Source organism: Salinibaculum salinum, from assembly GCF_037645885.1.
Classification (GTDB): Archaea; Halobacteriota; Halobacteria; order Halobacteriales; family Haloarculaceae; genus Salinibaculum; species Salinibaculum salinum.
In genome coordinates, this window is record NZ_JBBENW010000023.1 from 30,036 (window position 1) to 56,867 (window position 26,832).

The 26,832-nt window shown below is 57.5% G+C and carries 23 protein-coding genes and 2 pseudogenes; 16 read left to right on the plus strand and 9 right to left on the minus strand.

Annotated elements, in window-relative coordinates:
- Positions 1 to 5 precede the first annotated feature (5 nt).
- Together WDJ60_RS16585 and WDJ60_RS16590 are read right to left on the minus strand one after the other, a co-directional pair.
- Positions 6 to 920, minus strand: a complete 915-nt coding sequence (locus WDJ60_RS16585) for a DMT family transporter (protein WP_340101814.1) — start codon at positions 918 to 920, stop codon at positions 6 to 8.
- A 598-nt stretch (positions 921 to 1,518) separates the two neighbouring features.
- Positions 1,519 to 2,310, minus strand: coding sequence for an IclR family transcriptional regulator (locus tag WDJ60_RS16590; protein ID WP_340101815.1), 792 nt, complete (start codon positions 2,308 to 2,310; stop codon positions 1,519 to 1,521).
- Positions 2,311 to 2,860: 550 nt separating this feature from the next.
- On the opposite strand from WDJ60_RS16590, the gene WDJ60_RS16595 reads away from it, so the two are divergent.
- The 3 genes from WDJ60_RS16595 to WDJ60_RS16605 all read left to right on the plus strand — a co-directional run bounded on the left by WDJ60_RS16595 (position 2,861) and on the right by WDJ60_RS16605 (position 7,145).
- Positions 2,861 to 4,168, plus strand: a complete 1,308-nt coding sequence (locus tag WDJ60_RS16595; protein ID WP_340101816.1) for an SAF domain-containing protein — start codon at positions 2,861 to 2,863, stop codon at positions 4,166 to 4,168.
- 279 nt (positions 4,169 to 4,447) lie between these two features.
- Positions 4,448 to 5,890, plus strand: coding sequence for an aldehyde dehydrogenase (gene aldA / locus WDJ60_RS16600; RefSeq protein ID WP_340101817.1), 1,443 nt, complete (start codon positions 4,448 to 4,450; stop codon positions 5,888 to 5,890).
- 130 nt (positions 5,891 to 6,020) lie between these two features.
- Positions 6,021 to 7,145 carry a mandelate racemase/muconate lactonizing enzyme family protein gene (locus WDJ60_RS16605; protein WP_340101818.1) on the plus strand — a complete coding sequence of 375 codons (1,125 nt, stop codon included), beginning with the start codon at positions 6,021 to 6,023 and terminating at the stop codon, positions 7,143 to 7,145.
- Between the two features lie 5 nt (positions 7,146 to 7,150).
- On the opposite strand, the gene WDJ60_RS16610 is transcribed toward WDJ60_RS16605, so the two are convergent.
- Positions 7,151 to 8,203 (minus strand): zinc-dependent alcohol dehydrogenase family protein, encoded by a 1,053-nt coding sequence (locus tag WDJ60_RS16610; protein ID WP_340101819.1) that lies wholly within the window; start codon positions 8,201 to 8,203, stop codon positions 7,151 to 7,153.
- Positions 8,204 to 8,453: 250 nt separating this feature from the next.
- Between WDJ60_RS16610 and WDJ60_RS16615 the strand changes: the two genes are divergently transcribed.
- The 5 genes from WDJ60_RS16615 to WDJ60_RS16635 all read left to right on the plus strand — a co-directional run bounded on the left by WDJ60_RS16615 (position 8,454) and on the right by WDJ60_RS16635 (position 15,703).
- Positions 8,454 to 10,118, plus strand: coding sequence for an ABC transporter substrate-binding protein (locus WDJ60_RS16615; RefSeq protein WP_340101820.1), 1,665 nt, complete (start codon positions 8,454 to 8,456; stop codon positions 10,116 to 10,118).
- A gap of 21 nt (positions 10,119 to 10,139) precedes the next feature.
- Positions 10,140 to 11,096, plus strand: coding sequence for an ABC transporter permease (locus tag WDJ60_RS16620; RefSeq protein ID WP_340101821.1), 957 nt, complete (start codon positions 10,140 to 10,142; stop codon positions 11,094 to 11,096).
- Entirely contained in the window at positions 11,097 to 11,981 is an 885-nt protein-coding gene (locus WDJ60_RS16625) for an ABC transporter permease (RefSeq protein WP_340101822.1), read from the plus strand. It abuts the gene before it with no gap.
- On the plus strand, positions 11,978 to 14,050 hold the full coding sequence (locus tag WDJ60_RS16630; protein ID WP_340101823.1) for an ABC transporter ATP-binding protein: 2,073 nt from the start codon (positions 11,978 to 11,980) through the stop codon (positions 14,048 to 14,050). The genes WDJ60_RS16625 and WDJ60_RS16630 overlap by 4 nt, the downstream gene beginning before the upstream one ends.
- Positions 14,051 to 14,227: 177 nt before the next feature.
- Positions 14,228 to 15,703: a CoA-acylating methylmalonate-semialdehyde dehydrogenase gene (locus tag WDJ60_RS16635; RefSeq protein ID WP_340101824.1), complete on the plus strand. Its 1,476-nt coding sequence runs from the start codon at positions 14,228 to 14,230 to the stop codon at positions 15,701 to 15,703.
- Between the two features lie 103 nt (positions 15,704 to 15,806).
- Here WDJ60_RS16635 and WDJ60_RS16640 read toward each other — a convergent pair whose 3' ends face one another.
- Positions 15,807 to 16,925: a mandelate racemase/muconate lactonizing enzyme family protein gene (locus WDJ60_RS16640; RefSeq protein WP_340101825.1), complete on the minus strand. Its 1,119-nt coding sequence runs from the start codon at positions 16,923 to 16,925 to the stop codon at positions 15,807 to 15,809.
- 141 nt (positions 16,926 to 17,066) lie between these two features.
- Here WDJ60_RS16640 and WDJ60_RS16645 point away from each other — a divergent pair, with 141 nt between their 5' ends.
- The 4 genes from WDJ60_RS16645 (at position 17,067) to WDJ60_RS16660 (ending at position 20,954) form a co-directional block, all read left to right on the plus strand.
- Positions 17,067 to 18,515 (plus strand): aldehyde dehydrogenase family protein, encoded by a 1,449-nt coding sequence (locus WDJ60_RS16645; RefSeq protein WP_340101826.1) that lies wholly within the window; start codon positions 17,067 to 17,069, stop codon positions 18,513 to 18,515.
- A 139-nt stretch (positions 18,516 to 18,654) separates the two neighbouring features.
- The gene (locus WDJ60_RS16650; protein WP_340101827.1) at positions 18,655 to 19,065 is read left to right on the plus strand and encodes a nuclear transport factor 2 family protein; all 411 of its coding nucleotides are present in this window, start codon (positions 18,655 to 18,657) and stop codon (positions 19,063 to 19,065) included.
- On the plus strand, positions 19,062 to 20,189 hold the full coding sequence (locus tag WDJ60_RS16655; protein WP_340101828.1) for a zinc-binding dehydrogenase: 1,128 nt from the start codon (positions 19,062 to 19,064) through the stop codon (positions 20,187 to 20,189). The genes WDJ60_RS16650 and WDJ60_RS16655 overlap by 4 nt, the downstream gene beginning before the upstream one ends.
- A gap of 54 nt (positions 20,190 to 20,243) precedes the next feature.
- Entirely contained in the window at positions 20,244 to 20,954 is a 711-nt protein-coding gene (locus WDJ60_RS16660; RefSeq protein ID WP_340101829.1) for a helix-turn-helix domain-containing protein, read from the plus strand.
- Positions 20,955 to 21,297: 343 nt separating this feature from the next.
- On the opposite strand, the gene WDJ60_RS16665 is transcribed toward WDJ60_RS16660, so the two are convergent.
- From WDJ60_RS16665 to WDJ60_RS16680, 4 genes and pseudogenes are all read right to left on the minus strand, one after another.
- A complete protein-coding gene (locus WDJ60_RS16665; RefSeq protein WP_340101830.1) occupies positions 21,298 to 21,978 on the minus strand; it encodes a plastocyanin/azurin family copper-binding protein in 681 nt (226 codons plus the stop codon).
- Between the two features lie 63 nt (positions 21,979 to 22,041).
- Positions 22,042 to 22,476, minus strand: a complete 435-nt coding sequence (locus WDJ60_RS16670; RefSeq protein ID WP_340101831.1) for a universal stress protein — start codon at positions 22,474 to 22,476, stop codon at positions 22,042 to 22,044.
- 313 nt (positions 22,477 to 22,789) lie between these two features.
- Positions 22,790 to 23,450 (minus strand): annotated as a pseudogene (locus tag WDJ60_RS16675) (trimeric intracellular cation channel family protein).
- 118 nt (positions 23,451 to 23,568) lie between these two features.
- Positions 23,569 to 24,303 carry a helix-turn-helix domain-containing protein gene (locus WDJ60_RS16680; RefSeq protein WP_340101832.1) on the minus strand — a complete coding sequence of 245 codons (735 nt, stop codon included), beginning with the start codon at positions 24,301 to 24,303 and terminating at the stop codon, positions 23,569 to 23,571.
- An 88-nt stretch (positions 24,304 to 24,391) separates the two neighbouring features.
- On the opposite strand from WDJ60_RS16680, the gene WDJ60_RS16685 reads away from it, so the two are divergent.
- From WDJ60_RS16685 to WDJ60_RS16700, 4 genes and pseudogenes are all read left to right on the plus strand, one after another.
- Complete coding sequence (locus WDJ60_RS16685; RefSeq protein ID WP_340101833.1) at positions 24,392 to 24,589, plus strand: rhodanese-like domain-containing protein; 198 nt, start codon at positions 24,392 to 24,394, stop codon at positions 24,587 to 24,589.
- A 9-nt stretch (positions 24,590 to 24,598) separates the two neighbouring features.
- Positions 24,599 to 25,015: pseudogene (locus tag WDJ60_RS16690) on the plus strand (PIN domain-containing protein).
- A gap of 418 nt (positions 25,016 to 25,433) precedes the next feature.
- A complete protein-coding gene (locus WDJ60_RS16695) occupies positions 25,434 to 25,646 on the plus strand; it encodes a zinc ribbon domain-containing protein (RefSeq protein WP_302082711.1) in 213 nt (70 codons plus the stop codon).
- Entirely contained in the window at positions 25,646 to 25,804 is a 159-nt protein-coding gene (locus WDJ60_RS16700) for a DUF8143 family protein (RefSeq protein WP_340101834.1), read from the plus strand. The genes WDJ60_RS16695 and WDJ60_RS16700 overlap by 1 nt, the downstream gene beginning before the upstream one ends.
- Before the next feature lie 60 nt (positions 25,805 to 25,864).
- Here the strand turns inward: WDJ60_RS16700 and WDJ60_RS16705 are convergent, their stop codons facing one another.
- Entirely contained in the window at positions 25,865 to 26,425 is a 561-nt protein-coding gene (locus WDJ60_RS16705; RefSeq protein ID WP_340101835.1) for a DUF7979 domain-containing protein, read from the minus strand.
- Between the last annotated feature and the right edge of the window lie 407 nt (positions 26,426 to 26,832).

The window sequence follows — 26,832 nt, forward strand, 5'->3', positions numbered from 1 at the left end:
AGTCGCTAGTTGGTGGACAGTTTACGCAGTTCCAGACGTAACTCTCTACGCTTGATGAGTGCAAATCCCGTAAAGATAATCAGGAAACCGATGATGCTCGTGGGGCTAAGCGTCTCATCGAGAATCAGCCATCCCAGTATTGCGGTGAATATCGGAGCGGCGTAGGAGACCAGGTTAATTTCGACCGCTCCGAGTTCGTCCAACAGCACAAAGTAGAGGATAGCGCTGACGCCGCTTCCGATAACTGCCAGGTAGAGCAATGCGCCGAGAGCGGTCATCGATACCTCGATCTGCGCGAATGATTCCGTTGGCAGGCCGAAACTGATGCCATGGAGAAACAGCGCGCCGAGAACGTTCGACCAGGCGACGAAACTTTCGGTAGACAAGTCACTGCCCGCGCGTTCGACGAGTACACTGCCAAAGGCGAGACAGGCAGTGGAGAGGAGTACGAGAAGGGAACCGAGAGACTCGCTCTGAAACGGTGCCGAGAGATCTGGGCGAGCGACGAGTGCCACGCCGACGAACCCGAGGAACAGACCGACGATACCAGGGAGTGCGAGACGGCGCTGTGAAATCAATAGCCAGGCAAAGAATGCCGCGAGAATTGGATTCATTGCGACTAGAATCGCAGCCATCCCACCGGTGATTCCCTGCTGACCGATGAACAGCAACCCGTTGTACAGGCCGACAAAGAACACAGCACCGAGGGCCACGAGCCACCAGTCCTCGCGACTTCGCGGCACCCACTGCGCCGAGACGGAGGCTGCATAGCCGAGTGTGATAACGGCTGCGAGGTCGTGGCGGAGTGCGGCGAACAGCACAGGAGGGATATACGGGAGACCGATCTCGATGAAAATAAACAGCGACCCCCAGATTAGCGCTAGCAGGACGAACAGTACTGAGACTGTCCGCGGTTTCACTGACCGTCCCCCCGAACAGTGAAACGTCTTGTGAGGCCCGCGCTAGTTTCATAAGCAATCCTCTCTTCCTGACGTACCATATCTGAAATACGCCTACTTCCGGTGGTATTTTATACCTTTTGATTAGTTCTCGGATTCGTGTACAGCACGGGGTCGAAAACGGGTTCTCTACTGGAGAAACTCACAAAAGTCAAAATGTCACCCGGAACTGGGTTAGACATGGCAATTATCAGAGCGTCTCTGGAGTGAACATGTACTCACTTTAAATACTGAAGGACAGCCACGCCGCCCACGGAAAACACTACTGTACGCAGGTTGGGACCTGATCGTTGTGGCCTCTCAACATCTGTGGCGTGATATTCGGTTCTAGAATTCTGTTATCGGTCCGGCGGCTTGTGCCGGACGATTGACGGTGGCGAAAGTCCGTAACCACCACGGTTGTTTTGCGCTACGTCGGTCACGATCTGGATGGTGGCGCCCTGCCGTGTTGTTTTCCCATCTGGACATTACATACATATCAGCGTAATCAATTTCTTTCTGTATATCTATCTAACAAAATAGGCCACCACTGGTTCCGGTGCCACGAGATCGACGACGCTTAGCGGTCGACCGCGGACGCGCCGTTGTATTTTATTCGGATTATATCTGCGACTTCTTTCACTTTCTTCGGCAATTCTTCCTGGAAATATCCGTCCTTTATCCGACTTGCGGGGCCGGAAACGGACACCGCACCAATAACGCCGTCCAGCCCCTCGACAGGAGCTGCGACACCACGGATACCAATTGCTGCCTCTTCTTTGTCTCTGGCATATCCCTGCTCGCGAACGGTTTCCAGTTCTGCTTCGAGTTCTTCTCGGTCGGTAATCGTGTTTGGTGTCATCGATTTGAGCCCGTGTGCATCCAACACCACGTCGAGTTGTGCGTCGTCCATATCTGCAAGAACCACCTTCCCACTCGCGGTCGCGTTCAGGTGCCACCGACTGCCCATCGTGTACGCGCCACTTTCGACGGCGTCTTCCCCGCCGGTTTTATAGAGATAGTAACCGCGTCCTTGCTCTGTGACCATGAGCCAGACGAACTCCCCGGTTTCGGCAGCCAGCGTATCCGCTGGCTCCGTTCCGTGGACGTAGAGTGGATAGTTTGATTTGATATTGTTCCCGAACTCGTAGTATCTCAACCCAGGACGATAGTTATCGTTTTCTTTGACAACGAACCCTCGCTGCCGGAGTGTTCGGAGATGGGCCAGAACGTTGCTCGGAGAGCGCTCCAGACGCTCTGCTAGTTCCGTGAGAGTCACCGGACCAGCGTACGTAAGCTCCTCTACGATATTGAGTGAGGCCTCCACCGATTTGATCGTTGGTTGCTCGTCGTCTGTTGGTGCCCTGGTCATGTTCATACTCTATTTGTCTGGGGTAATTAGCATGTCGACGAACACGTCTCGGCGTCGCTCTCCTGGGAACTGTCTGCCGCTTCCATAGTTACGAGCCGCTGTGACTGACAATTCTCTCCTGAATAATCGTTTAATACCACCGCAATCGTATGGAATCAGACTGCTTGAGCGGTCTAATTCCAGATCCAGTAATTCTCTAGAGGAGAACTCTATCTGTCTGCCGATCGTATCAAAATCCAGTGGTAGACGAATATCGACTGGTCACAATGTGGTGACTTTGGCTCCGCTAGCTGCCGAACAACAGACTGTTCAGCCTTTGTCTGTCTGGCTACGCTTCTCAGCTCTGACTTCGAAACTCACGGTTCTCTCTGGGAGAATATTATACTTCCCTGGCACTTTCTCGCTGCTGATTTTTCTCGCTCTCATCGCTGAAACCCACGTCTTGGTCCGTGAACGCGCTTTCTATTCCCTTCTGCTGTAAATACCTCCCATCTATACTATTTTATCTGACAAAATTTTTAATTACCCCCTCAGTCAGTACTAACTACGGATGAACGTACTAGCCGACCTAGAGGCACGAGTAGATAATCCGCTCTCGGTGGCCCTGATTGGTCCCGGAGTGTACGGCTCCCATCTCGCGTACCAGATTGAGGAGACGCCAGGCGTCGAGCCGACAGTCCTCGCCGACCTCGTACTCGAGAAGACGACAGAGACGTATCGCAAAGCCGGGGTACCGGACGAAGACGTTACCGTCGAAGACTCCGCTACCGGAATTCAGGAAGCCCTCGCTGCGGGACAACGCGTGGCAACGACTGGTGGTGCCGCAGCGGCGGGAGCGCCGGTCGATGTCGTCATCGAGACTACTGGGGACGCGGCGGCAGCCGCAATCCACGCGTGGGAGGCCATCGACGCGGGCAACGATGTCGTCATGGTCAGCGTCGAGGTGGACGTGACCATCGGTCCGCTCCTCGCGCAGTTCGCCGAACACCGTGGCGTTACCTACTCGATGGCGTACGGCGACGAACCCGCCCAGGTCGTCGAACTCTGCGACTGGGCGGGCGCCCAGGGGCTCGACATCGTCGCGGCCGGGCAGGGAACCGAACTCACGTTCCAACCGCACGCGACTCACGAGGACTCGTTGCAACGATACGATCTGCCGGACTCGTTTATCGAAAACAGCAAACCGAACGCGCGGATGTACAACACGTTCCTCGATGGGACGAAAGTCGCCGTGGAACTCTGTGCGGCCGCAAACGCACTGGGATACTCGATCGACACGGACGGCGTCCACATGCCCGAGACCGACAAAGATGGGCTGCTGGAGACACTTCGACCGACCGAGGACGGTGGTGTCCTTGACCAGAAGGGCGTCATCGACTCCGTGACGCCGACGGACAAGAACCCGAGCGCTTTCGTCGTGACGGAGGCGACAAACGAGGCGACACAGGAGTATCTGAGCCAGCGGTACAACATCAACACAGTCAACGACGGCAAGTACCAACTCTTCCATCGGCCGTACCATCTGCCCCAGGAGACCATCGTCAGCGTCGCGATGGCAGGGTTGCACGACCAGCCGACGGGCGTCGTGACCCAACAGACCACGGAGGTCGTCGCCGCGGCGAAACGCGACCTGGAACCCGGCGAAACTATCGTCGGCGGTGGCGGCGACACGATATACGGACAGCTACAGGACGCGACCGTTGCCGAGGAGGCAGACCTGGTCCCCTTCGAGCTGCTCGCCGGTGCCGAAGTGACACAGCCCGTGAGCACTGACCAGCCGATCACAGCGGCTGACGTGAGCCTCGACACAGAGTCTCCGCTCTACCATCTCCGTCAATTGCAAGATGCCTTCTTCTAACTGGCTGTGAGTCTCTAACGTCTACCGACCGGTCACGTCACTCGGGTGTCGCAGTTGCCCGGTCGATTACCGCTCGATCGGTGGTTCCATGCGATACCGGTCTATTATAAAAGCTGAGCTATGTTCAATTTCGACTTTGAATGTGGGGGATGCACATGTTCGCCCCTCTCTGTTTCGACTGATCTTTGACAACTCATCCGATAGCGTTGGGGCCCGTCCGTCACGATCGGTGTACTCGTTTTCCCGAAGAATTATACAGATCCTCATGGAAAGGTGTGTATGGTGGAGACACCCAAGGCTAGTCACTACATCGATGGGGCGTGGCGGACAGGCACGCCAGCGGTCGATGTACTGAATCCGGCAACCGAGGAATCACTCACGAAGATCCCAAGCGCTGACGAGGAACTCGTCGAGGAAGCGCTCACAGCCGCCCAGACGGCACAGGCAGAGTGGGGGGCGACTCCGGGGGTCGAACGCGCCGAAACCATCCGCGCTATCGGCTCAGTCATCGAGGACAACGTCAGCGACATCGGTGACATTCTCATGGCGGAACAGGGTAAACCGAAGTCCGCTGCCGATGGCGAAGTGACCGGCACGCTCACGCTGGCGGATTACGCCGCTGGTTGGGGGCGACGTATCGAGGGCGATATCGTCCCGAGCGACAATCGCGAGGAACAGATTCAGCTTCAGCGCCACCCCATGGGTGTCATCGCAGCGATCATCCCCTGGAACTACCCGATTGCGGTGCTGATGCGAAAAATACTCCCGGCGCTCATTGCGGGTAACGCCGTCGTCGTCAAACCGAGTTCGACGACGCCGCTGTCGACAGTGCGCGTCTTCGAACTGCTGGACGAGGAACTCGACCTGCCCGACGGACTGCTCAATCTCGTTCTCGGTGGGAGCGATGTCGGGGACGCACTGGTCACCTCACCACACACAGACATGGTGACGATGACCGGGTCCACGCGCGTGGGAAAGGAGATAATGGAGGCTGCCGCACAGAATCTCACGCCCGTTTCGCTCGAACTCGGTGGGAAAGCGCCCGCGATCGTCGCTGCCGACGCCGATATCGACGCCGCCGTCGAAGACATCCTCACCGCGCGCATCACCAACGCCGGACAGGTCTGTACCTGCGCCGAGCGAGTCTTCGTCCACGAAGATGTCGCCGAGGAGTTCACCGAAAAATACGTCGCTGCGACGGACGCGCTCGAACTCGGACCGCCCGAAAGCGACCCCGATATGGGGCCACAGGTCACCCAGGGTGAACTCGACTGGACACACTCCTCGGTGGAATCCGCCGTCGAGAGTGGCGCCACTGTCCTCTCCGGTGGCGAGCCACTGGGCGGCAGTGATTTCGAGACCGGATTCTGGTACGCGCCGACCGTTCTCGGTGACGTCGACCCGGCAATGGATGTCGTCGAGGAGGAGGTGTTCGGTCCGGTAACACCTATCGTCACTGTCGAGTCCGTCGATCAGGCCGTCGAATACGCGAATCGGTCCCGCTACGGTCTCTCTTCGTACGTCTTTACCGAAGACTATCAGACCGCCATGAAGACCGTCGACGCGCTCGATTACGGTGAAACCTACGTCAACCGGACGCTCGGCGAGGCGTGGCAAGGCCACCACATCGGCTGGAACGAGTCTGGCATGGGCGGCGACGACGGAAAGTACGGCGTGCTAAAATACACCCAGATAAAGAGCGTCTACCACGATTACAGCTAAGACTACCGTCTGACTCTCTTTTCATCTATTCGCGACTCCGAGGCCGCGGAAATTTTCACAGCCGCACAGCCGGCAGTATGAAGTACCCCTGATTCGTGAGTCCGATTTGTTGGAAGCACCAACTGATAGGATGGAGATTACAGATATCAATTCGTACCACATCGACTACGAGATGGACGCGCCGTTCGAACCGTCGTGGTATCCGGGTTTCGAGCAACACGTTCACAAGGTACAACTGTACGAAATCGAGACCGACGCGGGTATCAGCGGCATTACGTCCGTCACCGGCGACGCTTCGCGTGCCGACTCGCTCGACCTCGCCCGGGAGTACCTGGTTGGGAAAGACCCCAGACATATCGAGCAGCGACTGGATGACCTGGCTTCGCTGAACTCCTACGGACCGCGACCCTGGCACTTCGAAATCGCCTTCTGGGACATCAAGGGCAAGGAAGTCGGCAAACCGATTCACGAACTGCTCGGCGGCGACAGTGACCCGATTCCGGCCTACGCATCGAGTGGCGAACTTCGCCCTCCCGAAGAGCGCCTGGCGTACGTCGACGACCGCGTCGAGGAGGGATTCGAGGCTGTCAAACTTCGCTTCCACTCGGACGACATGGAAGACGACCTCGAGGTGGCCCGCGCGGTCAGAGAGGAGTACCCCGACCTGACGCTGATGGTCGATCTGAACATGGGCTGGAGCGTCTCCCATCCCGGTGGCGGTACCTGGACGTTCGACGACGCGCTCTCGGTCGCCCGCGAGTTAGAAGCGATCGGCAATATCGGCTGGCTCGAAGAGCCGTTCGACCAGTTGAACTACGACGCGCTCGCGCGTCTGCGGCAGCAGACCGACATCCCCCTCGCCGGTGGCGAGTTCAACAACGGCGTCCACCATTTCCGCGAGTTCGTCGACCGCGATGCACTCGACGTCCTCCAGCCCGACGTGATGCTCAGTGCCGGCATTCTCAAGACGAAACTCATCGCCGGGCTCGCGGACATGCACGGCTTGCAGTTTGCTCCCCACACCTGGAACGACGGTATCGGCTTCGCCGCGAACGTCCAGGTGCTCGCCTGTACGAACCCCAGCTGGTGTGAGTACCCGATAGAACCGCCGGGATGGTCGCTTCAGACGCGAGATTTCCTGCTCGAAGAGCCGCTCACCGCAGCGGACGGCGCAGTCGCACCGCCGACGGAGCCGGGACTCGGTATCGAACTCGATTGGGATCTGGTCCACGAACTGGCCGACGAAACAGCGTAACTCGATTAGAATTCCGTGACGACTTCCATCCCGAGCGTGTCGTAATCGTCCATCGACGCGAGTCGGTCGGAGACGTCTCCCAGGCTGACTTCGCTCGTGACGAGTTCTGCGGGCGTGAGCTTGTCGCCCGCGATCATCCGGAACAGCTCCGGGTAGCGACTCGGGGGCATTCCCTTCACGCCGACGAACTCCAGTTCCGAGCCCACCATGTTGTCGACGGGGAGCGGGATCTCGCCGTCCTCGTCGTCGGTCGTCATTCCGACCTGAACGTGCTGGCCCTGCGGTGCGAGGCAATCGATGGAGTTGCGGCACGTCTCGGCGATACCGAGCGCATCGACGGAGATGTCGGCCCCGCCGTTCGTAATGTCGCTCACTGCTTTCGGGACATCTGTCTCGCCGGCGGTGACCGTGGCCGTCGCACCGACCTGCGCTGCCAGGTCGAGTGCGTCTTCGTCGAGGTCGACGGCGACGACGTTCGCACCGAGTGCGGCTCCGATGTTGACCGCCGAGAGGCCGATCCCGCCACAGCCGTGAACGGCTAACCAGTCACCCGCGTGCACGTCAGCCTTGTGTGCGAGCCCGTGGAACGCGGTGGCGAACCGACAGCCGAGCCCTGCCATCTCGACAGCGGTCATTCCGTCCGGAAGGTGGACCGCATTGAAGTCCGCGTGTGGAATCGCGAATTCGGAGGCGAACGCGCCGGGCAGCTCACCGGTGAATCCGAGACTGAGTCCATCGGAACAGAGATGTGAGTCACCCGACCAGCAGTTGTCACAGTGGCCGCAAGCGACGTTGAATGGGATCCCGACCTCGTCGCCAACTGAGAACTCCTCGACATCGTCGCCCACCGACGTGACCGTGCCAGCCGGTTCGTGGCCGAGAATGTGGTTGTCCGTGGGAACTGACGGCCAGTGTCCCTTCCAGGCGTGCCAGTCACTGCGACAGATTCCACAGGCGTCGGTTTCGACGACGATTCCGTTCGCGCTCGGAGTCACGGAATCGAGTTCTGTCACCTCGAGCGGTTCATCGTACTCTGAGAGAACTGCTGCAGTTCGCATCGTGTGTGACGACCACAGGGTCACGTATTAAACTTTCCCGGGATATCTGCGGAAGCTATATGGTATCTATCATCACTCCCTCACTCGAACAGTACCCTCTGCACTCTCGTTGTACCATTCTCAGCGGCTTCAGCCGTTATCGATTGCCCGCTTGATGAGTGAGCCACTGTCGAACATAAACTTGGTATTTAATAATGGGACTATATTCACCAAAGGTTTTATTACACCTGATTCCATGGGTGATTATCGTATGCCATCGGTAGACTCTAACACGACGATAGGGACGGACAGGCGCTCGATCCTCAAAGCTGGCGCGACGCTCGGTGCACTCGGTGTGGCTGGCCTCTCTGGGTGTCTCGGTCTGGGCGGCGGCGATTCGGGTGACGACACCACGATTCAGGACAACGACGACGTAGTGCAAGACTACGACTCGCTTCCGACAGGTGGTAAATTTACCATTGGTGCCAAGCAGGGTATTGAAACCATGGAGCCATTCCAGGGTTTCCTTGCTGATTACCTCGTCGCAGAAATGATGTACGACAGATTGACGCGCGTTGATCAGGAATTCGAGGTTCAACCAAACCTTGCGAAAGACTGGGAAATCAACGATGATTATACTGAATTCACATTCATGCTCGTTGAGGATGCGACGTACTCAAACATGGATGGTGAAACCGTCACTGCGGAAGACGTGAAGGCAACCTACGAGTACCTGACTTCAGACGAGTTCGCAGGATCAGCCTCCAGTATTAGCGGCGTGGACGAAGTCGAAGTAATCGATGAGACGACGGTCGAAATACGGCTCGAAGAACCGGATTACAATTTCACGAAACGAATCTCTGAGACTGGCGGGGCTTTCCATATCGTCCCGAAATCGATTCTGGACGATGATCCCTCACAACTCGAAGATACGGACTACGGAAGCGGGCCGCTCGAACTAACCGAGTGGAACCAGCAAAACAACATTACGTTTACTGCTGCATCGGATTATCACATCGATGGCGTCAATGGTAATCCACTCCCATATGTTGACGAGATTGAGTGGAACATTCTCTCAGATGAGATCCAGCGGGCCAATTCACTTTCAGATGGAGATGTCGATGCAGTAAGTCGACTAACTCGGAACGTCGCCGACCGCGTCCAGGGTAACGCCCAACTGGTCAAGCAGACATCCGGGCTCCAGTACCCGATTGTCCTCAACACGACTGTCGAGCCGCTTGACGACCCCAAGGTTCGCAAAGCGATCAAGTACGCGCTCGACCGTGAGCAAATCCTTGAGGCAGTGACCCCTGACGGGGTTCTGGGGCACCACTCCGGTATTACGCCAGTTCACACATACTACGATGAAGAACTAGATGTGGGCGATACCTTTGGTACAACAGCGGATACAGAGATGGCCCAGCAACTGCTGGACGAGGCCGGCTACAGTGATGGTATCGAAATGAAAGAGTTCCATTACGATGATGGCGTTCCAGCAAAAGAGGTCATCGCCCAATTGTTCCAGCAGCAAATGCAGGAAATCGGCATCGAGTTCGAGATCAACCGGCTGACTGAGGAAACGTGGTTAGCTGATTACTGGAACCAGGATGATGTCTGGTATGTCGGAAACTACTCTACGCGCGTGCTTAGCAGCACTGTTCCACAACTGGCTTTGCGCTCGGAAGGAGAGTGGAACGAGGCCCGTTGGAGTAACGATAACTATGATGAGGCCTTTCAGCGGGCGATGTCTGCCACTGACGAGGAAACGATAGCAGAAGCGCTGAAGGAGTGCCAGGAGATCAATCATCGAGAAGGAGCCTGGGTCGGGACGTTCCATCCGCAGATTTACGGTGGCTATCAGGACTACGTGAAAAATTACAACCTCTACCCGACGTACATCAAAGACTTCGTCAGTCGATGCGCAGTCGATAAGTAACTACTCTACGAGGGAAAGGATATGAACTATCTCTATCTGGTGAAACGAACGGCGATTGCGCTGCTCTCAGTGTTCATCGTTGCGTCGGTCGTCTTCGGGGTGACGACCCTGCTTCCCGGTAGCGCAGCCAATATCGTTCTCGGAACAGAGGCAACCGAGGAGGCGATACAGCAGGTCAACGAAGATCTCGGCCTTGATCGACCGCTGACGGTTCAGTACGTCGATTTCGTCGCTGGCGTCTTCACCGGTGACTTCGGAGAGAGCCTCATCTCGGGGCAGCCGGTGATGGAAATGCTCTGGCCGCGGTTGCTCCGAACGCTCCAGCTCGCGGCCGTCGCGTCACTGATCTCTATCGTCACGGCCATTCCGCTGGGGATTCTGGCGGCGGCAAAGCGCGATACTATCTTCGACCATATAACCACGAGTGGGTCGTACATCGGTCTGAGTATCCCGTCGTTCGTCAGTGCTACCCTGCTGTTGTTGTTTCTGACGACACCCCCGCTGGCGCTGTTTCCCAAGGGTGGATTCGTTCCACTGAGTGAGGGGGTGGTCCCGTGGCTTCACCACCTCCTCTTACCGGCGTTAGCGATGAATACTATCATCCTCGCGTACGTGTTGCGACAGACGCGGTCGTCGATGGTGGATACGCTGGAGTCCGACTACATCCGAACGGCGCGACTCAAGGGCGTCGCAGAGCGAAACGTCCTGTTCAAGCACGGTCTTCGCAACGGGCTGTTGCCCACTGTGACCGTCCTGGCACTCAACTTCGGATGGATGATGGGGAGTGTCGTCATCATCGAACAGATATTCGCGTTCCCGGGCATGGGTGAACTCATCGTGCAGGCAATCGACAATCGGGACCTGCCGGTCATCCAGGCGGGAATCCTGGTGCCGACCATCGCGTTCATCTTCGCGAACTTCGCAGCAGACATCATCTACACCATGCTCGACCCGCGCATCAGCCTGGGTGAAGAATAAATGGCGACAGACAACACAACACAGAACGAATCAGGCGGCGTCAGCGTTCCCCCGATAGTCTGGAAACTCCTGGGCAATCGGCGTATCCTCATTGGACTGTCGCTGTTGCTCCCGATTATACTGGTCGCCATCCTCGGCGAGACAATTGCACCCTACGACCCGACGGCGACACACGTTGTCGACCGATATGCCGGACCGGGCGGGAAGTTCATTCTTGGAACCGACCATCTTGGGCGTGATTTGCTCTCGCGTATCATCCTCGGTGGGCGAACCAGCCTCCTGCTGGGCTTTGGGGCCACTGCGCTGGCGCTCGTCCTCGGTGTGCCGGTCGGGCTGACCGCCGGCTACGCCAAGGGCCGCGTCGACGAGGTGCTGATGCGTATCATGGACATCATTATGAGCGTGCCGACGCTGCTGCTTGGCCTGCTCATCCTCGTTGTCCTTCCGTCGAACATCCTCAACGTCGTGATGGCTATCGGTGTCGTCTACGCACCGCGAATCGCTCGAGTGACGCGCTCTGCGACGCTGTCGGTCAGCGAAGAGGAGTACGTGATGGCCGCGAAGGCTCGCGGTGAGTCGCGTCCGTACATCCTCTTTCGCGAGATTCTGCCAAACGTCACCGGACCCATCGTCGTCGAGGGGTCCGTCCGCGTCGGCTACGCAATCATGATCGGAACCTCCCTGTCGTTCCTCGGACTCGGAACGGGACCGCCGAACCCCGACTGGGGATTCATGATCTCGACGGCACGAGAGCACATCTACCAGACGCCGTGGTTCCTCATCTGGCCCAGTCTCGCACTGTTGCTTACGGTGATGGCAACGAACCTCATCGGCGACGGCCTGCGGGACGTTCTCGACCCGCGTGAAACGGGTGATCACGAATGAGCACGCAAAAACAGACCCAGCGAAGTGAACAGGAACCCCTGTTGAGTGTCGACTCCCTCGACGTCAAATTCGAGGTTGCAAACGGAAATATCCACGCGCTCCGCGACGTCTCGCTGGACGTTCAGAAAGGCGAGACCGTCGGCTTGGCCGGCGAGAGCGGGAGCGGAAAAAGCACGCTCGCTCTTGCGATCGTGCGATATCTCGACTCCAACGGGTGGGTCGACGACGGGTCGATCACCTTCGAGGGCGAAGACTTGCTCTCGGCCTCGAAAAGCGACCTCCGTTCGATACGGGGGAACCGCATCGCTCACGTCGCACAGAACCCCGGACGGTCGCTGAATCCCAGTATGACCATCGGCGCGCAGGTCCGCGAGACGATCGAACTCCACCAGGATACCCAGAGCAAGAGCGAAACCACCGAGCGCGTTCACGAGGTGCTGGACCAGGTCAACCTCCCGGATCCCGAGTCGATAGCCGAGCGCTATCCGCACGAACTCTCCGGCGGCCAACAACAGCGAGCGCTGCTGGCTATCGGCCTCTCCTGTAACCCCGACCTGCTCATCCTCGACGAGCCGACAACTGGGCTGGACGTGACGACCCAGGCGAAGTTCCTCGACCTCGTCGAAGACCTCAAAGCGGAGTACGATGCGGGAATCTTGCTCATCACGCACAACCTCGGTGTCATCTCCGAGATCGCTGACCGGGTGAACATTCTCTACGCCGGCGAAATGCTCGAAAAAGGACCGGTCGACGACGTGTTCACCGAACCGGCCAATCCGTACACGCAGGCACTTCTGGCGACGACTCCGGAGATCGCCGCGAACAAAGAAGTCAAACCCATTCCGGGACGGATTCCGGAACTTGACCAGATTCCGGACGGCTGTATCTTCGCCGACCGGTGTGAGTTCGCCACCGAGGAGTGTCGCTCGGGCGAGATTAGCATGGAGACCGTCGACAGTGACCGCGGCCATGGGTCGCGGTGTCTCCACTGGGAAGACGTACTCGACAATCCTATCGAGGTGCCTGAAAAAACGGCATCACAGCGCTCTGCCGGAGAGCCGATACTCACTATCGACAACCTGAGCAAGTACTACGACGAGGGTGGCTTCATCAAGAATCTCATCGGTGACCACCAACCGGTCAAAGCCGTCCAGGACGTCACGTTGGACATCCACGAATCAGAAGCCGTGGGTCTCGTCGGCGAGAGCGGTTGTGGGAAGAGTACGCTCGGACGAACACTGCTGAAACTCCACGAAGTTACCAACGGAAGCATCGCGTACGACGGGATCGATATCGACGCGATGTCGAAACAGGAACTCAACGAGTTCCAGTCGGAGTGCCAGATTATCTTCCAAGATCCCGAGTCGAGTCTGAACCCCAACCGGACGGTGAGAGAGATTCTCGAACGGCCGCTGAAGCTGTTCACCGACAAACCTGCCGACGAACGACGCACCAGAGCTGTGGAGTTGTTGACCCAGGTCAATCTCGGCAGCGACATCATCGACAAGAAACCACACGAACTCTCTGGCGGACAACAACAGCGCATCGCAATCGCTCGCGCCTTCGCGGCCGATCCGTCGCTCATCGTCCTCGACGAGCCTGTCTCGTCACTGGACGTGAGTGTTCAGGCGAGTATCCTCAACCTGCTCGAAGACCTCTGTGAGGAATACGGAACCTCGTATCTGCTCATCAGCCACGACCTGAGCGTCATCGAGGCGATCTGTGACCGCGTCGCCGTGATGTACCTGGGTGAAATCATCGAGACGGGCTCGACCGAGCAGATATTCGAGCCGCCGTACCACCCCTACACGCGAGCGCTCCTGTCGAGCATCCCGACGCTCGACCCGCACGACGAAAAGAATCGCATCAGACTGGAGGGAGACGTTCCGAACGCGCGGAATCCGCCGAGTGGCTGTTCGTTCCACACTCGCTGTCCACAGAAAATCGGCGACGTCTGCGAGACTGACGACCCTGAACTCGAAGACACTGGCGGCGACCACTGCATCAGTTGCCACCTCAGTGACGACGAGATGAGCGACCCGCTCGATACCGACATCAACCAGTCCTGATCACCTCCATCCCCGAAGTCACCGGACTTCGCGGGAGTTGTGCCCCGGCGTGAGTGGATACTGTCCACATAAAAACCAATAAATGTGCTAAAGTTGGACAGATAATAACCATAAAACAAAAATAATCGGGCAATAACCAAAAATTTATATGGTGTGGTACGGTCGTTCCGACTACACGTGAGACCTGAAACGCTGAGCGACGACCGCGAGGTACAGAACTACGTCGACGGGTCGTGGCACACACCGTCGAGTGCAGATGGACAACCTGTCGAGAACCCGGCGACCGGTGAGGAACTCGCCTATCTTCCGTTCAGCGACGACGACGATCTCGATGAAGCAGTCGCGGCGGGTAACGATGCCTTCGAGGAGTGGCGTCACACTGCCGTCGAGGACCGCATCCAGCCGCTCTTTCGACTGAAAGAACTGCTCGACGAGAACATCGACGAGATGGCAGAGTTACTCGTCACCGAGCACGGCAAGACGCTGGCGGAGGCACGCGGCGAGATTCGGCGAGGGATTCAGAACGTCGAAGTCGCCTGTGGCATCCCGAGCATGATGCAGGCGGGGAATCTCCCGAACGCGGCACCGGAGATAGACGAGACGGCAGTCAGGGAACCGCTCGGGACCTTCGTCGGGATTACGCCGTTTAATTTCCCGGCGATGATTTCGCTGTGGTTCCTGCCACACGCCGTCGCGACCGGCAACAGCTTCATTCTCAAGCCGAGCGAGCAAGACCCCCTCATCACCCAGCGTATCTTCGAGCTGGTCGACCAGGCTGGCTTCCCCGACGGCGTCGTCCAGCTCGTTCACGGTGGGCCCGACACGGTCAACGCGATGCTCGAACACGACGGCATCGAGGGTATTTCCTTCGTGGGAAGCACCCCGATTGCCCGTCACATCTACGAGACTGCAGCGGCCAACGGCAAGCGTGTCCAGGCACAGGGCGGCGCGAAAAACCACATCATCGTCACCGAAAGCGCGGATATCGACTACGCCGCAGAGAAGACCGTCTCCTCCGCGTGTGCCTGTGCCGGCGAGCGCTGCCTCTCGAACGACGTCATGGTCGTCGAAGAGTCGGTTTACGACGAATTCGCCGAGGCACTGGCAGAGAAGACACGCGAACAGACCGTCGGCTACGGTCTCGACGACGGCGTCGATATCGGTGCAATCATCAGCGACGACCATCTCGAAACGGTCCGTAGCTACATCGAATCCGGCGTCGAAGAGGGTGCAGAGTTGCTCGTCGACGGTCGCAACGTCACTGTCGACGACTACGACGGGACCTTCATCGGTCCGACGCTGTTCGGCGAGGTCACTCCGGATATGACCATCGCGCGCGAGGAACACTTCGGCCCCATCATGGGCCTAACTCGCGCCGAGGACTTCGACGAGGCTGTCGACATCGTCAACCAGAGCGAGTTCGGCAACGCGGCGAGTCTCTTCACCGACAGCGGCCACAAGGCCAACCGCTTCAAACACGAGGTCGAAGCCGGGAATCTCGGCGTCAATCTCGGTACTGCCGCGCCGATGGCGTTTTTCTCCTTCGGCGGCCGGAAAGACTCCTTCTTCGGCGACCTGCACGCACAGGGTCAGGACATGATTAACTTCTACACCGACAAAATGAGTTACATCGAGCGGTGGCCAAACCAGTAGGCTGCCACACTCCTGAGTGAGTCACTGTTCGTCCCATACTTGTCGACGGAGACGATCTCTTCGGGGCCCGTCTCCGAAGACGACTTCTCTCAGAGAAGCGATGTCAGGACTCGTCCAGTTCGTGAACGAGGTCCCAGTCTAGCTCGACACCCAGCCCAGGTTTATCAGGTGGCGAGACCGCTCCGTTTTCTGCAGTCACCGGCGCTTCGAGCAGGAAGTCCCGCGATTCGGGCGTCCAGCCCGGCGGGTCGAGCGGGTATTCACACCAGTTTGCGTTCGTTGCCGCGAGCACGTGGAGATTTGCGACGAAGCCGAGCCCGTCGTTCCAGGTGTGCGGTGCAAACTCCAGGCCGTGTGTGTCGGCCATGGCGGCGACCTTCTTCGCGCCGCTGATTCCGGTTGCTAACACGGCGTCCGGCTGGAGGACATCGAGTGACCCCTGGCTGATGAACTCACGGAAGTGATGAACGCCGTTGTTGAACTCGCCGCCGGCGATGGGAACGTCGGTTTTCTCGCGCAGGCGCGCGAGTCCGGCGTAGTTGCGTCGGTCGAGTGGTTCTTCGAGCCAACCGATGTTTCCGATCTCTTCTAACTCGCGGGCGACCGAGAGTGCATCGTCGAACGACCACGGCTCTACTTCGACCATCGGAACGCTCCAGCCCATGTTGGCGTCCATCGTCAGCGTCAGGTCGGGGTACTTCTCGCGAATGCGTCGCATCACTTCGATATCCGGCGACGGGTCGTCACCGTGACAGCGGAGTTTGACAGCCTCGAACCCCTCCTCGACGCGGTCGTCGACGTACGCCAGTCGCTCGTCGGGACCCTGCCGTTCCCCGGTGGAGGCGTACGCGGGAATCGGCTCGGAGCTCCCCCCGAGCAGCTCGTAGACTGGCTTGCCGGCGTCTTTGCCGACGATGTCCCACAGCGCGACTTCGAAATGCCACGGTCGGGGACCCCAGAGGTTCAGTGGGTCCATCTTCTCGACGAGTGACTCGATTTCCCGTGGGTCTTCGCCGACGAGGAACATCTCGGCGAGTTCGAGATAGTCCATCCGGCCGGCGAAGCCCGAGGCCGTCGCCACGCCCGAGATGTCGGTGTCCGTTTCGAGTTCGAACAGGAGTACTTCGTGTTCTGTTTGCTCGAACCCCGGCTTCCACGCTGGCCTGAAGCTGTCGGCCATGTCGTATCGCAGGTGGTACTGATTGATGCCCGTTATTTCCATGCTTGTTCCTGTTTGCACAGTCCGCTTTGTTAAGCGTTCACCTACACATGTCCAGGGTGGGATCTGTCGATAGCGACCGGTATGAATGCCTGAATATGTTCAGCAGAACCACAATACGGCACGGAGACCGAACTGTACTCCATGGCGACACAGACTGACCTCAGTACGTACGATCTTTTCATCGACGGTGAAATGGTCTCCGCCGAGGCTGACGAGCGATTCGAGACGGTCAACCCGGCGACTGAAGAGGCGTTCGCGACAGTTTCGCGCGCCCGCAAAGAGGACGTAGACCGCGCCGTCGCTGCGGCGAACGACGCACTGGACGACTGGCGTTCCATGCCGCCCCAGGAACGCGGTCGCTTGCTGAACGCGCTTGCCGAGAAGATTCGCGACCAGCAGGAGAGTCTCGCGCTGCTGGAGACTCGTGACAACGGGAAACCGCTCTCGCACGCTCGTGCCGACGTTGAAACGTGTGCTCGCTACTTCGAATACTACGCCGGCGTGGCCGACAAGGTCCACGGCGACTCGATTCCGCTCACTGACGAGTACGTCGACTACACGGTCCGGGAACCACTCGGCGTGACCGCACAGATTATCCCGTGGAATCTCCCGACGAACATATTCGGCCGGAGCGTCGCTCCGGCGTTGGCGACGGGCAACACCGCCGTCGTCAAGCCGGCCGAACAGACGCCGCTCACTGCCGTCGAAATCGGCCGACTCGCCGCAGAGGTCGGCATTCCCGACGGCGTGCTCAACGTCGTTCCCGGGTTCGGCGCGGAAGCCGGTGCACCGCTCTCCGAGCATCCCGACGTGGACGGCGTCAGTTTCACCGGCTCGGTTCCGACCGGCATCGAAGTCGGGAAATCCGCGATCGAGAACGTCACCAACGTCCACCTCGAACTCGGTGGCAAGAGCCCGAACGTCGTCTGGCCGGACGCGGATATCGATTCGGCTGTCGATAGCACGATGACGGGTATCTTCGCCAATGCAGGCCAGGTTTGCTCGGCCGGCTCTCGCCTCCTCATCCACGAAGATATCAAAGCGGAGTTCCTCGACGAACTGACCAGCAGAATCGAAGAGATGGACATCGATTCCGGAGAGGTCGACCCGGACATGGGACCGCTCGTCTCCGAGGGCCACTTCGAGAAGGTTACCAACTACCTCGAAATCGGAAAGTCGGAGGCTGGCGAGCCGCTCGTCGGCGGCGACGCACTCGACCGCGACGGCTACTTCGTCGAGCCGACGGTGTTCACCGATGTCGACAACGACATGCGCATCGCCCAGGAGGAGATCTTCGGTCCGGTGCTCTCGGTCATCGAGTTCAGCACCGAAGCAGAGGCGATGGGGATCGCGAACGATGTCAACTACGGTCTCGTCGCGGGAATTCACACGCAGAACATGGGCCGGGCCCACCGTTTCGCCCGCGACGTGCGCGCCGGGCAGGTCTACATCAACGAGTGGTTTGCGGGCGGCGAAGAGACGCCCTTTGGCGGGTTCAAAGAGAGCGGCTTCGGTCGCGAGAAAGGGCTGGCTGCGGTCGATGCGTACACGCAGGTCAAAAACGTCTGCGCTGACATCAGTCCGAACTAAGTGACGGCTACGACATCGTCGGTGTCGTTCGTTTTTCGCGTTTTCTGTCCCGCTCAGACGGAGTTAGAAGGGGTGTATAAAAAGGCGGAACTATGTTTGCCTCAAAGGGTATGAGAGATGGTTGCATTGGTGATTGTAGATGAGCGTTGAAGTTGCCAAACGGTACTTTGAGTTAATGGATAGTGCAGATGCCGGAACTGACGATGTCCTCGAGCTGTACGGGGACGACCCGGTTGTCCACTCGTCACGCGCCGGCGTCGTCCGTGGTCTCGACGACATTCGGCAGTTCTACGAGGACAACTCCGAATTCTTCACAGGCGGAGGGCACCACATGACCAACTTCCATCAGGACGGGAATACGGTCGTCTGTGAGGGATACCTCGACGGCGAGACTGCTGTGGGTCGTGAGGCCAACGGCGTCCCGCTCTGTGACGTGATGGAGTTCAACGACGACGGCGAAATCGTGGCTTTCCGTGCCTATCTCGACTACCGGGGTTACGTCGACGAAGTCCCCGAGGACGTTCCAAACGTTCGAGCGGAGGCAGAATGAGTAGTGAATCTGCAGTAGCGGACGAAGAGACGGAGACGGGCCACCTCGTCTATCTGAACGGCCCGAAAGACCTCGAATTCCGTGAATACGAGGTTCCGGATCCTGACCCCAAAGCCGTCGTGACGGAAGTCGTCCGGTCGAACGTCTGTGGATCAGAACTGCACGTCTGGAAGGGCGACCACCCGCTGCAAGACTGCGTGCTCGGTCACGAAGCGCTCTGTCGAATCACCGACCTCGGCGAGAAAGTTGACACAGACAGCGCGGGCAATCCCGTTTCGGAAGGCGACCTCGTCGCACCGGTGTACTTCCAGACCTGCCAATCATGTGATTTCTGTCGGCGTGGTGAGTTCTACGCCTGTGACAACGACTACGAACACACAGGGAAATCACCGGAGATATGGCCGCACTTTCACGCACCCTGGGGGACACACTACTACATTTATCCGGACAACCACTTCTACAAGATTCCCTCCGAACTCGAAGACCACCTGAACGTCGCTGCGGCAGCGAACTGTGCGCTCTCGCAGGTCCTGTTCGGCATCGAAGAAGTGGGAATCGACTACAACGACACGGTCGTCATCCAGGGCGCGGGTGGACTCGGTCTCAACGCGACGGTCGTGGCAAACGAATACGGTGCAGAGACTATTGTCATCGACGGCGTGGACAACCGTCTCGACCAGGCCGAAGCGTTCGGTGCCGACCACACCATCGACTTTCGCGAACTCGACACCGTTGCTGCCCGAAAGGAACGCGTCGACGACATCACGGACGGCGTCGGTGCCGATGTCGGTATCGAAGTCGCCGGCGTTCCCGAGGCGTTCGTCGAAGGGATCGAACTACTTCGGAAGGGTGGCCGCTATCTGGAGATGGGGAACGTCAGACCCGGTCACGAAGTCGACTTCGACCCTGGAAAACTCACACGCAAGTCCATCGACATCACGACGGCTGTCGAATACGACCCCTGGGTTCTGTACGATGCACTCCAGTTCCTCGCCAATACCGTCGACAAGTACCCCTACGACCGACTCATCGACGCTGAGTATCCCCTCGAAGATATCGAGGACGCACTGGAGGCGTCGGAAAGTCGCGACCTGACGCGCGCCACGCTCATTCCTTCGCAGTAACATGACCTGACGCCCGATGATTAATTTACGTCGGGCATATTGGTGTACACACTCATGTTAACTGCAAAATTAAGCGTCCAGTACGAGGACGATTGGACCAGCAGTCTCGTCAACTACGACGTCTCCGGTGAGTTTCTCGCTTCTACGTTCCGCGGCCGGCGGTACTTCGGTTTGCTCGCCTTGGAGGTCGCCGAGTCCGACTACGACGACGTCATCGAGATTATCCGCGAGCACGACTCCACGGAGTCGATCGATATCGTCGAAAAGTACTCTATTGGCGGCGTCGACCGGCTCTCTGCGACACTACTCATCCGAAGTCAACACTTCGAATACACGCCGCTTCAGGTGCTCCTCCACGAAGGATTTATTCCGCTCGGTGGCTTCGGCGAATTACATAATGGAAACGAAAGCTTCGACTTACTATTGACAAGTAGAGAAGATCTCTCGGAAGCAGTCGAATTGCTCGAACGGTTCGGTCCGGTCAAAATCGAGTACGTCTCGTCCGAGTTTCAGCGGCAAACGACGCCAAGCGTGACCGAATGGACCGAACTGTTCGAGACGGTAACGCCGCGCCGTCGGAGGGTTCTCAACAAGGCACTGGAGGCGGGATACTTCGATATCCCCCGTGGAAGCACACTCCAGGAGATCGCAGACGACCTCGGTATTGCGAAGACTACTGCATCACAACATCTACGCAAGGCTGAACAGAATATTATGCAGTTTTTCATCCAATATGTGAATATTTCTGCTAATAAAGGAGAATAATCGGATTTTATATGATACCCCACTATTATATCTCACGGTTATAGTCTGAAGGCCGAGGAAAATATACTGCTAAATAATAAGACATCTATGATAGTAAAAAATACTATGTTTTTGTTTCTGTACCGGATACTATCGAATAATTGCTTCGTCTAACCGGCCCGTGGTTCCGGTGCCCACTCCGGTCACTTGCAACGAAGACCGGGTCGCAAGTCGGCAGAGTCCCCTTGACGGTTGGGAACTGACGACGGCGGCGGTTTATAACGCATACCGCCGGCTGTACGTTCGTACCAACTCTCGTGTCTCCAGCGTCGCGAATAGCTTGAAACAGGTAGAACCGACAGTATCAATTTTCACCGTAGTCGCCGCCGTACTTCAGGAAGAACCACGAGAGGCTGACGACGGCGACGATAGTCGCGAGTGCGACGACACCGAGAAACACGGCAGAACCGGGCAATGGTCCCGGTCCTTCGTCTTCACCGTCGCCGTCGCCTCCAGTGTCCGTCGAGACGGTCAGTGAAGCCACCATCCCCGTCGCTTCGTGCGGAACACAAAAATACTCGTACTCTCCCTCGACGGTGAACGTGTGTTCGTAGGACTCACCGCCGACGACGTCACCGGCGTCTGGGTCGCCGGCGGAGTATGACTGCCGAGCGGCCTGCTCGGCGTCGAACCCACCGGAAGCGAAGTATTCGGCGTCGGCGGGTATCTGGTCCTCGTAGGCGGTGACGGAGTGGCCGATGGTGCCGACGTTCTCCCAGATGACTGTCGTCCCTGGAGCGATGGTCGTGTCGTCGGGATCGAACACGAGGTCGTCGGTCATGTCGATAACGAATTCGCCGGCAGGTGTGACTGTCACGTCAGCCCCGTCCGTCGTTTCGTCTGTCGTTGTCCCGGTATCAGTCGCCGGTGTGTCAGTCGGCTCGGGTTGTGCAGACGCTGTGTCTGCAGTCGCCGCGAGGGTTCCTGCGCCGACGACGCTGCTGACGAACTCGCGTCGTGAAACTGGGGCGTCTGAAGTACCCATACGAAGACGTCTATCGGAATCGGGAAACGTGTTGACACGGACTGTATCGGTTGCGTCGCGTCGTTAACGGACGACCATTACCGGGATCGGCGCGCGCCGGATGACTGTCTCCGAAACGCCCCCAAGGAAGATTCGCTCCGGGAGCGACCGGCCGTGGCTCCCCATAATTATCAGGTCGAAATCGCCCTCGTTGACGTACTTTAGAATGCGGCTTGCGTCCTCACCGACGACGATATCTGTCTCGATGTCGGTATCGTACTCGGTGGCCAGTTCTTCGGCGTCGTCCATCAGTTCCTTGGCGTGTTCGCGTGCGTCGGCCAGCCACTCGTCGAACTCTCCGGGGGAGTCGCCCCATCCTCCCGGTCCGAGGTCACTCGTTCGGAAGTCGATGACGTGCAGGACGGTAAACTCGGCGTCTGGGTGGAGTGATAGGGCCGTTCTCAGTGCTTTTTTCGATAGTTCCGAGTAATCTATCGGAATGAGAATCTGAACTGTCATATCGTTACCGTGTGTCGAGACGCCGATAAGCACACTACGCCACTAATCCGGCCATCGCTTGCGGTGAATCGTGGTCTCTCCACCCGGAAGACGCCGACTAATTCCCGTCAACCCTTGTCTCCCGAAGACGATCAGCCCGGCGTCTTGCGTCTGCGTGTTTACAAATCTGGATCGCGGGTTTGCCTTCGATCAATGTCGTGCCGTGTGGATTAGAATTGAATATCCGGTCTGCCATCGACGGTGGTCTGTGCCAGGGGGTATCGCATTCACAATCGCAGATGAGGGACATATGAAAACGCAGTACTGGACGACCTTACCAGCGCTCTATGGATTGTAAATTTTGTACGGTTGGGATATACCAGTCGTGTGTAACTGCAACTAACCGGACCGTGACAGTCACCGTTGCACACACTATCGCAGCACCACCGCCGATTACGCCGACACTGTCGACGACCCAGTATGAGAATCCACCCAACACCGCACAGGTTGCATAAAAATCATCGAACAGGATGAACGGAGAGCGGTCTAGGAGGATATCCGCAAACGCACCGCCACCGACTGCGTTGATGGTCGCAATGGCGATGACCCCGAAAGCCGAGATTCCCGCCTCGGTCGCGACGATCGCACCCGTGGTGGCAAACGCAGCGAGGCCGATGGCATCGGAGACAACCGTGAGTAAGTGTTTATCCGGGGCGCTTAAACTGACGCTGAGCACGACTGCCAAACTCACTCCGAGCAGCCCTAGGCTGATTTCGATCGGCGACTGCAGGGCGAGTGGAACCCTATCTACGAGGAGGTCACGCGTAAGGCCACCGACAAACGCCGTTGCCAGTCCGACAACTGCAACCCCCAAACAGGTCGAACTCTTCGCGGACCGCTTTGGCCGAGCCCACGAGTGCAAATGCGACCAACCCGATCGTATTCATCACCGCAAATGCATCGCCAAATAGGACCGAAACGAGATTCTGCGTCATCGTTTCCGGATACGCCAATTGCCGTCTTGAGTGAATTGTATCAGCAGTTCATGACTTTCGGTCCAGCCGGCCCAGGCGACGTCTGCGTGTGCGTTTTGGAGGCGCTCTATGGCTCTGTTCAATCGGCGGGCTGGTTCCCTTGCTGTGTCTGGTCAATCTGGAGCGGATCTGCTGACGAAGTTGCGGTCACCAATCGGAGGAACTGCCCGGCATTCGTCAGCAGTTTGTTTTCTGCTTTCCGGAGATGCTCTTCGTAGGTCGAGCGCGCGACTGCAGTCTGCTCGGCCAGCTCCCGGAGTGATGTCTTCCGTGGCTGCTCGTAGTACCCGCGTTCGAGAGCGAGCCGAAGGGCCGCCAGCTGCCGGTCGGTCACGTCCTCGAATAACTGATCGACCGGAGCTAACATACTGTGTGGAATGTGTTGTTCCGTGATTGCCGTTTTCGAGAGGACTTCGATATCCCGGTCGGCCTCTAAATCCTGTAGCAGGGCCCGCACATCACTTTCGTCGAACGCGATGACCGTGTAGTGTTCCCACCCTTGGCGGTGAATCGTCGGCGGCTGATACAGACAATTGTACTCCTCGAACCGTTCGATAATCGAATCTTCCAGCGAACAGAGACAGGACTGTGTGACGACGTGGAGCCCCGACTCGTCGACCGACTCGTGGAGAATCTTTCCCAACTGATCTATCTGTTCGAGTAGCGCGTCTGTCGGCGCTTCCGGCGAAGTAAGCTCGATTACCTGGCAGTCGCTCAGATACCACTCTCGGATTGTGAGGTCCGGGTAACGCTCCGAAATCTCTCGGTAGGGACACTCGTGTTTGACCCGGAAAGAGGCCTCGTAGAGACTCATACTGTATCATACGTCGTAACAAAATTAAGGGTGCCGGTCATGTCTGGTAGGGACTATACGCCTATACTTTGTTTATGGCTGCACACTGATGACAGAGATCGAACCCGACCGACTCAGTGAACGGTTACAGGCCGACGACGAGGGCGTGGTCGTCCTCGATGTTCGGTACGAAGCGGACTTCGAGGAGTGGCATATTCCGGACAGCGTCAACATCGATGTCTACGATAAACTCACTACCAAAATCAACGAAAGTGGGCGCAAGCACGTTGATGAGGAATCTGCTTAGACTGAACGAATGACGTTGGTCATAGACGCTAACGTCGTCATCTCCGTACTCATCGCTGATTCGAAGACGCGTGAACTCATCGTCACGCTCGAACCCGATCTTTTGACACCCGCATTCGTCCATGACGAAATAGAGAACTACAAGGATCTAGTCGTGGAGAAATCCGGGATGGAGCCAGACCGAGTAACATAGTTCATTGACCTGCTGTTCCGGTACATCGAGGTGGTCTCTGCCGACGATTTCTATCCGTCTATCGACAGGGCAGACGACGCAATTGGCGATCCTGATCCCGACGATGTGCTCTATCTGGCCTGTGCAATCGCCAGTGATGCGGCCATCTGGAGTGACCACTCCGATTTCGACGGACAGGGGCTGGTCGCGACGCATTCAACAAGCGACGTAATCGACCCGTTTGACACACTCTGACTCAATGTGCGATTGGTTTTCTCTGGTGAGGGGGTTCTAGAACAGTTCGCATACCACGCCAGTCGTCATAGAGTGAATCGTTCGATACAGTGGAGAGGTTCATTGGTTGACAAAATCTGTTACCAGGATATCCGTACGCCGCGTATGGCTCTCTTTGAGTTTCTCCTCTTTTGGGGACCTATCGGGTTTGCACCGTTGGTTGGAGCGTCTTACCTCGGAACAAAACTCGTCTTCCGCTCGTACTTTGACGACGAAGACCCTCCGTCGAGCCCCGTCGCTATCGAAGATGAGGATACTGGCCGATAGGGTCAGGCGAACAACGTAACACGGCAGGCGGGGTTTGAGCCATCAGCTGTAAGACTCAAACCTATATTATACCTACCCTGACATTTAATACGGTACCACTGCAAGCGATCCCATGGTCCCCGACACTGACAGCGGCTGTCCGAAGTGCGGTCACACGGAGACGGACGTTGGCGAGATCTCGACGACTGGCGGTGGCCTGTCGAAAATGTTCGATATCCAGACTAACTCGTTCAAAGTCGTCTCGTGTCTAAACTGTGGCTACTCTGAACTGTACCGGGATACGACGAGCGGTACAAGCGATATCGTTGACATCTTCCTCGGGTAATGGTTGAGTCGTTCGTCCTCGTGTTCGTCCTGATCGTCGGCCTTGCGGGCCCACTCGTGCTGTATCTGCTTGTTCGGGGGGAACACGACAAGCGCGATCGGATGGATCGAGACACGGCGGAACAGGCAGCCCGTCGTGATACGCGCAACCGAAAATAAGCCCGACGTCATCCTGAACAACGCTGTATCGGCAGAATGACCGACATGAAATGGGAGTCGTTAGCGACCAAGACGTTTCCGGAGTGATTTTCGGTTCCACCAGAGAAGGGCTCCACCACCGAGCCCGGTCAGACCCGCGCCAGCAACCACTGTAATTCCAAAAACGAGCTGATCGACGGCCCGGCTTGTTTCGACATTATGTACTTTCAGCTGATAGGTACTGTTCTGATAGCGGACATAGTTACGTCTGCTCGTGTCTGAGTTGAGCAGGAAGTCATGTGCATGGGTGTCTGTCGAATAGGTGCCGCCACTATCGAGTGTGGTCAGAAAAATTGCCTGGGTTGACGATGAGAGGTTGCTGAATTGTAGGACTTGGGACGTCGGCTCAGAGGCGTAGGGAGTTTTTGTTTCGGTCGATTCCGTCACTCGGGAGGGAGTCTCTGTCTCGATTTGTTCCGCTATTCGGGAGGGGACCTCCGTCTCGTTCAGCCCTGTCACTTCATATCTATAATCGCCTTGCGGAATATCGCTTTTGAGATTGTCAGCAGCCACGAAACACAGACTGCCAGAACCCACCAACAGTAACACAACAGTGTATTTCACACCGGTCCAGACAGCCATATGTCACCGTCCTCTCGTTCCTAGTAAATGTCTTCTCCCTGTCCCAATGCCGGGTACTCACTCCGCACGCTTACCGCCGACGGATTCAACTGAACACTGATTCAACGTTGTGTTGGCTGTTCTCTGAGACGCTTTTTTCGAGAGGGCACAGTGACTACTCTCGTTACTCTACCAGCGCCAGTACGAGGTTCGGAACCAACACCTGTTACTTCTAACCGAATCAGGTCCGAGAGGCGATAATCGCTCCTACTTTACGTGCATTTAACGCTTCACTTAGTATCTCAGCTTTGAACGTTGAAGTAGGAGCGTGACGTAGGCGGTAGCGAACACGGATGATGCCGATTACGGACTTCTTGTCGTGCACGCACGTGTTCGACGAGTTTGAGTCGTTGTCATCTGCGCAATGT

What these genes read in the sequence shown, in the direction of transcription:
- WDJ60_RS16705 (WP_340101835.1), bottom strand. Translation starts at nt 26,425, where the DNA reads ATGGCTGTCTGGACCGGTGTGAAATACACTGTTGTGTTACTGTTGGTG.
- WDJ60_RS16695 (WP_302082711.1), top strand. Translation starts at nt 25,434, where the DNA reads ATGGTCCCCGACACTGACAGCGGCTGTCCGAAGTGCGGTCACACGGAG.
- WDJ60_RS16700 (WP_340101834.1), top strand. Translation starts at nt 25,646, where the DNA reads ATGGTTGAGTCGTTCGTCCTCGTGTTCGTCCTGATCGTCGGCCTTGCG.
- WDJ60_RS16650 (WP_340101827.1), top strand. Translation starts at nt 18,655, where the DNA reads ATGAGCGTTGAAGTTGCCAAACGGTACTTTGAGTTAATGGATAGTGCA.
- WDJ60_RS16655 (WP_340101828.1), top strand. Translation starts at nt 19,062, where the DNA reads ATGAGTAGTGAATCTGCAGTAGCGGACGAAGAGACGGAGACGGGCCAC.
- WDJ60_RS16680 (WP_340101832.1), bottom strand. Translation starts at nt 24,303, where the DNA reads ATGAGTCTCTACGAGGCCTCTTTCCGGGTCAAACACGAGTGTCCCTAC.
- WDJ60_RS16660 (WP_340101829.1), top strand. Translation starts at nt 20,244, where the DNA reads ATGTTAACTGCAAAATTAAGCGTCCAGTACGAGGACGATTGGACCAGC.
- WDJ60_RS16605 (WP_340101818.1), top strand. Translation starts at nt 6,021, where the DNA reads ATGGAGATTACAGATATCAATTCGTACCACATCGACTACGAGATGGAC.
- aldA (WP_340101817.1), top strand. Translation starts at nt 4,448, where the DNA reads ATGGTGGAGACACCCAAGGCTAGTCACTACATCGATGGGGCGTGGCGG.
- WDJ60_RS16625 (WP_340101822.1), top strand. Translation starts at nt 11,097, where the DNA reads ATGGCGACAGACAACACAACACAGAACGAATCAGGCGGCGTCAGCGTT.
- WDJ60_RS16630 (WP_340101823.1), top strand. Translation starts at nt 11,978, where the DNA reads ATGAGCACGCAAAAACAGACCCAGCGAAGTGAACAGGAACCCCTGTTG.
- WDJ60_RS16595 (WP_340101816.1), top strand. Translation starts at nt 2,861, where the DNA reads ATGAACGTACTAGCCGACCTAGAGGCACGAGTAGATAATCCGCTCTCG.
- WDJ60_RS16610 (WP_340101819.1), bottom strand. Translation starts at nt 8,203, where the DNA reads ATGCGAACTGCAGCAGTTCTCTCAGAGTACGATGAACCGCTCGAGGTG.
- WDJ60_RS16685 (WP_340101833.1), top strand. Translation starts at nt 24,392, where the DNA reads ATGACAGAGATCGAACCCGACCGACTCAGTGAACGGTTACAGGCCGAC.
- WDJ60_RS16620 (WP_340101821.1), top strand. Translation starts at nt 10,140, where the DNA reads ATGAACTATCTCTATCTGGTGAAACGAACGGCGATTGCGCTGCTCTCA.
- WDJ60_RS16640 (WP_340101825.1), bottom strand. Translation starts at nt 16,925, where the DNA reads ATGGAAATAACGGGCATCAATCAGTACCACCTGCGATACGACATGGCC.
- WDJ60_RS16665 (WP_340101830.1), bottom strand. Translation starts at nt 21,978, where the DNA reads ATGGGTACTTCAGACGCCCCAGTTTCACGACGCGAGTTCGTCAGCAGC.
- WDJ60_RS16670 (WP_340101831.1), bottom strand. Translation starts at nt 22,476, where the DNA reads ATGACAGTTCAGATTCTCATTCCGATAGATTACTCGGAACTATCGAAA.
- WDJ60_RS16645 (WP_340101826.1), top strand. Translation starts at nt 17,067, where the DNA reads ATGGCGACACAGACTGACCTCAGTACGTACGATCTTTTCATCGACGGT.
- WDJ60_RS16615 (WP_340101820.1), top strand. Translation starts at nt 8,454, where the DNA reads ATGCCATCGGTAGACTCTAACACGACGATAGGGACGGACAGGCGCTCG.
- WDJ60_RS16590 (WP_340101815.1), bottom strand. Translation starts at nt 2,310, where the DNA reads ATGACCAGGGCACCAACAGACGACGAGCAACCAACGATCAAATCGGTG.